The sequence below is a fragment of the Vibrio sp. OPT46 genome (assembly GCF_015163535.1).
In the GTDB taxonomy this organism is placed as follows: Bacteria; Pseudomonadota; Gammaproteobacteria; order Enterobacterales; family Vibrionaceae; genus Vibrio; species Vibrio alginolyticus.
Genome location: NZ_JADDYG010000397.1, coordinates 51,401 through 55,133, shown reverse-complemented (window position 1 = coordinate 55,133; position 3,733 = coordinate 51,401). Strand labels below are relative to the sequence as shown.

3 protein-coding genes are annotated in these 3,733 nt (G+C 45.8%); all 3 read left to right on the top strand.

All coding sequences use genetic code 11. The annotated features are described in order from the left end of the window. The coding region (map, locus tag IQR33_RS18375; RefSeq protein ID WP_228013977.1) for a type I methionyl aminopeptidase at positions 1–600 on the top strand (600 nt) is incomplete at its 5' end. Between the two features lie 108 nt (positions 601–708). After that, the gene (gene glnD, locus IQR33_RS18370; RefSeq protein ID WP_017636037.1) at positions 709–3,333 is read left to right on the top strand and encodes a bifunctional uridylyltransferase/uridylyl-removing protein GlnD; all 2,625 of its coding nucleotides are present in this window, start codon (positions 709–711) and stop codon (positions 3,331–3,333) included. Between the two features lie 142 nt (positions 3,334–3,475). Beyond that, positions 3,476–3,733 (top strand): DUF3461 family protein (locus IQR33_RS18365; protein WP_193843911.1); only part of this gene is annotated, 258 nt, incomplete at its 3' end.

The window sequence follows — 3,733 nt, the reverse complement described above, 5'->3', positions numbered from 1 at the left end:
AAGCCGGCGGTACTAAAAGATGGTGACATCTTAAACGTTGATATTACCGTAATCGTTCCAAATGATGAGAATGCCGATCTGAGCGTGCGTCCTCAGGGGTACCATGGTGACACTTCTAAGATGTTCCTAGTCGGTGATGTTTCGCCTGCAAACAAACGTCTGTGCATGGTAGCTCAAGAAGCACTGTATGTTGGTATGCGTACCGTTAAGCCAGGTTCAACGGTTGGTGACATCGGTACAGCTATCGAGAAGTACATCAAAGAGAACAACAAGAACAATCCTCGCAACAAGTTTTCTATTGTGAAAGACTTCTGTGGTCACGGTATCGGCGATGAGTTCCATGAAGAACCACAAGTGGTTCATTACAAGAACAAAGACCGCCGCGTATTAAAAGAAGGCATGTGCTTTACTATTGAGCCGATGATTAACGCAGGTAAATTTGGTTGCTCTGTTGATGCACAAGATGACTGGACTGTTTACACGGGCGACGGCAAGAACTCTGCGCAATGGGAACATACCATTGTAGTAACAAAAGAAGGTTGTGAAGTACTGACGCTTCGTAGCGACGATACGATTCCTCGCCTAATGAAAAACGCGTAAAGCTTACGACCACTCGTTGTTTACTATATCCCTGCTTCGGCGGGGATATTTTTTATCTGCCGCAAATTTGTTAGATTGTTATTAGATTAGCTTGCACGGATGGCAAATATGACACTTCAGTCCCCTCTTACCTTTTCCGATGAACAAATCAATATCGGTGAACTCAAACAAGAATTAGAGAAGTTTAGCTCTAATCAAAACCAAGAGTTTCTCAATCATCATCCGGTAACAAGCTTGGTTTTAGCCAGAGCTGAATATATGGATCTGCTTCTCAATCGTTTGTGGCAACATTTTGGTTTCAAGGATATTTACAACATTTCCCTAGTTGCCGTTGGTGGCTACGGACGCGGTGAGCTGCATCCGCTCTCCGATATCGATATTTTGATTCTGTCGAACAATAAACTGCCAACCGCGTTAGAAGCAAAAATCAGCGAATTCATTACGCTGTTGTGGGATTTAAAACTCGAGGTCGGACACGCTGTTCGCACCGTTACTGAATGTGCTGAAATTGGTAAAGCCGATCTAACGGTCGCGACAAACCTGCAAGAAGCGCGACTGCTGTGTGGAAGCGAGGACACCTTTCAGGCACTGAAGAAAGTCGTGTTATCAGACTCCTTCTGGCCAAGTGAGACGTTTTACCGCGCTAAAATTCAAGAGCAGCGCGAACGCCATGCACGTTACCACGACACGACCTACAACTTAGAACCGGACATTAAATCAACCCCTGGCGGGCTGCGCGATATTCATACATTAAGCTGGGTCGCTCGACGTCACTTTGGTGCGACTTCATTGTTAGAAATGAGCCGATACGGATTTTTAACTGACGCAGAATACCGAGAATTGGTTGAATGTCAGGACTTCCTTTGGCGAGTACGTTTCGCTCTGCACATGGAGCTTCGCCGCTATGACAACCGCTTGACCTTTGCTCATCAAGCACAAGTTGCGGAAAATCTAGGCTACGTCGGAGAAGGCAACCGAGGCGTAGAAATGATGATGAAAGAGTTCTACCGCACGCTTCGTCGTGTGGCAGAGCTCAATAAAATGCTACTCAAACTCTTTGACCAAGCGATCATTAATGGTGGGGCGACAGAAAGTGCCGAGATTCTCGATACGGACTTTCAACGTCGCGGTTCTTTAATTGAAGCGCGGAAACCCGCATTGTTCCAAGCTCGCCCAGAAACTATTCTGGATATGTTCTTACATATTGCTAACGACTCAACTATTGAAGGGGTGAGCCCACCAACGCTGCGTCAACTGCGCACCGCTCGCCGTCGGCTCAACAAGTTTTTGCACACCATTCCTGCTGCGCGTGAAAAGTTCATGGCGTTATGTCGTCACCCTAATGCTCTGCACAAAGCATTCAGTCTCATGCACCGATTAGGAGTTATGGCGGCCTATTTGCCGCAATGGAGTCAGATTGTTGGTCAAATGCAGTTTGACTTATTCCATGCCTACACAGTTGATGAACACAGTATTCGCTTACTTAAACACATCAACACTTTTAGTGACCCAGAAAATCATGCGAAGCACCCAATTTGCTGTGACGTCTACCCACGGATGCAAAAGAAAGAGCTGCTGATTATTGCCGCTATTTTCCATGACATCGGGAAAGGTCGTGGCGGCGATCACTCGATTATCGGTGAAGGAGAAGCGTACGACTTCTGCATTGAGCATGGCTTATCGAAGCCCGAGGCCAAACTTGTCGCTTGGTTGGTAAGACATCATCTATTAATGTCTGTCACCGCACAGCGCCGAGACATTTATGATCCCGATGTCATTACCGAATTTGCCAAAAAAGTCAGAGACGAAGAATCTCTCGATTATCTTGTATGCCTGACAGTTGCAGATATTTGTGCAACCAACCCAGAACTTTGGAATGCTTGGAAACGAACTTTACTTGCGGAGCTGTATTACTCCACACAACGTGCTTTACGTAGAGGCCTAGAGAACCCTGTCGATGTGCGTGAGCGAATTCGCCACAATCAACAAATGGCCTCCGCAATGCTGCGCAAAGAGGGGTTTGCCGCGCGCGAAATTGAAGTATTGTGGCAACGCTTCAAAGCTGACTACTTCCTTCGTCATACCCATACGCAAATCGCGTGGCACTGCGAACACTTACTTCGCATGGAAGATCCGACTAAGCCTTTAGTGTTGATCAGTAAAAAAGCCACTCGTGGCGGCACTGAGGTGTTTGTATATACGAAAGACCAGCCTGCTTTATTTGCGACAGTCGTGGCGGAGTTAGATAGGCGTAATTTTAATGTACACGACGCGCAAATCATGACCAGCAAAGATGGGCACGTGATTGATACCTTTATGGTACTCGATCAACATGGCGAAGCGATCGATGAGTCTCGTCACGCCGCGGTGATTAAACACCTCACTCATGTACTGGAGGCAGGCCGACCAACCAAGATTAAAACGCGCCGTACTCCGAACAAACTTCAGCACTTTAACGTGAAAACCAAAGTCGACTTCTTACCAACCAAAGGTAAAAAACACACTTTAATGGAGTTTGTCGCGCTAGACACACCAGGGCTATTGGCCAAAGTAGGCCGTACGTTTGCTGATTTAAATATCAACCTTCATGGTGCAAAAATCACCACCATTGGTGAGCGAGCAGAAGACTTGTTTATTTTAACCAGTGATGCAGGGGGAAGATTAAGTGAAGAACAACAGGATGAGCTAAGAGAGAGATTGATCGAAAAGTTATCTGATGAGGTCGCAGCTTAGATCAAACCTGCCAATCTTTTCGGTTCAGGGCGAGAGCGATCTTGCCCACAAGTTAAGCATTTTGGCTAAATATCAGCTATCTAGCTCATACATAGGCTGCTACAGTTATATCAATATCAATTCGATGTAATAGAGGTAGCCTATGTATCCCCACCTCACTGGTTTGGGTATTCACGACCCTAAGCAGATTGAACGTTATTCCCTACGCCAAGAAGCACACAAAGACGTACTCAAGATCTATTTCCACAAGCAAAAAGGCGAACTGTTCGCTAAAAGCGTTAAATTCAAATACCCGCGCCAAATCAAAAATGTTCTTGTGGACAGTGGCAGTCACAAATATAAAGAAGTAACGGAAATCAACCGTAACCTCACATTAGTCATTGATGAACTGAATAAAATC